The sequence below is a fragment of the Pseudomonas sp. ANT_H4 genome (genome assembly GCF_008369295.1).
Taxonomy (GTDB): domain Bacteria; phylum Pseudomonadota; class Gammaproteobacteria; order Pseudomonadales; family Pseudomonadaceae; genus Aquipseudomonas.
In genome coordinates, this window is record NZ_VOBG01000068.1 from 1 (window position 1) to 1867 (window position 1867).

Annotated in this window: 2 protein-coding genes and 1 pseudogene; all 3 read left to right on the forward strand. The window is 55.2% G+C overall.

Features of this window, described 5'->3' with window-relative positions; all coding sequences use genetic code 11:
- Nucleotides 1-5 precede the first annotated feature (5 nt).
- Complete coding sequence (locus FQ182_RS29515) at nt 6-1187, forward strand: TerD family protein (RefSeq protein WP_033896477.1); 1182 nt, start codon at nt 6-8, stop codon at nt 1185-1187.
- A gap of 45 nt (nt 1188-1232) precedes the next feature.
- The gene (locus tag FQ182_RS29520) at nt 1233-1682 is read left to right on the forward strand and encodes a tellurite resistance TerB family protein (protein WP_033896478.1); all 450 of its coding nucleotides are present in this window, start codon (nt 1233-1235) and stop codon (nt 1680-1682) included.
- A 44-nt stretch (nt 1683-1726) separates the two neighbouring features.
- Nucleotides 1727-1867, forward strand: a pseudogene (locus FQ182_RS29525) (tellurium resistance protein TerC); the annotation flags it as partial.

Sequence of the window (1867 nt, forward strand, 5' to 3'; positions counted from 1 at the left end):
CGCTAATGGCTAATCTCGTACCTGGTGGTAATGCGCCGGTTGCCAGCGGCCAGCTTCGCGTTGATATCAATTACTCGCCTATCCCGGGGGCCGACATTGACGTATCGGCCTTCGCACTGGGCGCCTCGGCCAAAGTCCGAGGCGATGGCGACATGTGTTTCTATGGCCAGCCTCAAATTCTGGGTGGCGCTGTTCAGCTGACCGAATCCTCGGCTGGGCGCGCAGTATTTTCACTCGATACGAGTCGTCTTGAGTCTGCAGTTGAGAAAGTGGCGCTCACTGCCACGATCTACGAGAACAAGGCGAGCTTTGAGCGCGTGTCACAACTTTCGGTTGTGGTGACGGGTGGAATTGAAGCTCAAATCCCAACCGGTGGCATGAAGGAAACAGCACTCATCCTCGGCGAATTTTATCGCCGAAATGGTGACTGGAAATTCCGCTGTGTGGCCCAGGGCTTCAATGGCGGCCTTGAGCCGTTGGCCAAGCACTTTGGTGTAGAGGTCGCCGCACCAGCGCCGGCCCCTGCACCTGCACCTGCTCCAGTGGTACAAACGCCGCCGCCTGCTCCGGCCGCTGCACCTAAATCTACGATTAGTCTGAGCAAGGTCACCCTCGATAAAACACGATCGTCTATCAGTCTTGAAAAGACGGCAGCCGGTTTCGGCGAAATCAAGGTGAACTTGAACTGGAACAAAGGCAGCTCGGGCGGCTTCTTCAAGCGAAGCCAATCCGTCGACCTGGACGTTGGTTGCCTGTACGAGCTGCAAGACGGCGAGAAGGGCGTTGTTCAAGCCCTCGGGGAGTCCTTCGGCAGTCTCAATCGGGAACCATACATACAGCTGATGGGCGATGACCGTACTGGCTCTGTTTCCGGTGGCGAGTGGTTGCATATCAATGGCAAACAATGGAGTGAAATTCGCCGCATTTTAGTGTTCGCCTTCATCTATGAGGGCTCGCCTTCTTGGAAAGAAACCGATGGAGTGGTGACTATTTACATTCCTGGTCAGCCTGACATTGAGGTGCGTCTCAATGAAGAGGGTGGCCGTGAACCAATGTGTGCCATAGCGATGCTTGAAAACGTGAACGGTGCCGTTAAGGTCTCTCGGCGGGTGGACTTCCACCGAGGCCACAAACTCATGGACCAGGCTTATGGCTGGGGCATGAGGTGGACTGCAGGGTCCAAATAGAAATCATGGCGGGGTCATACGACCCCGCCCTTGGGGGAACACAACATGTTTGCATGGCTTAAGCAAAACGCAGCAGCAGCGCGTGAAGCACTAACTACCGAAGTTTCGAAGTTCAAGAATCAGAAATTTCTAGATGCGATGACCGCCAATTGCGCTCTCATCTCAGCTGCATCCGGCGGTATCTCTTCTGAGGAAAAACAGAAGATGACCGGCTTCATCCAAAACTCGCCTGAGTTGAAAGTTTTCGACATGGGCGATGTGATCAAGGCGTTCAACGCACACTGTGAAAAGTTCGAGTTCGACTTTCAACTCGGCCAAGCCGAAGCACTGAAGGTCATCGGCAAGATCAAGAACGATGCCGGCGCGTCCCGACTCCTGGTGCGCGTGGGCTGTGCCATCGGTGCGTCGGACGGCGACTTTGACGCCCAAGAAAAAGCGGCCTGCCGTTTGGTCTGCCTTGAGCTGGGCCTTAACCCAGCTGATTTTGAACTCTAAGGAGCGTTACTTTGGACACTCAAATCGGTTTCCCTCCGCTGACCATGGCGGTATTCGTCGGGATCGCGCTCGGCGCGCTTCTCCTCGACATGGTTACTCACCGCGGTGACAAGCCAATTTCCCTGGCTAAGGCTTCGATTTGGTCGATCTTCTGGATCGCTATCTCGTTAGCGTTCGCCGGCTTC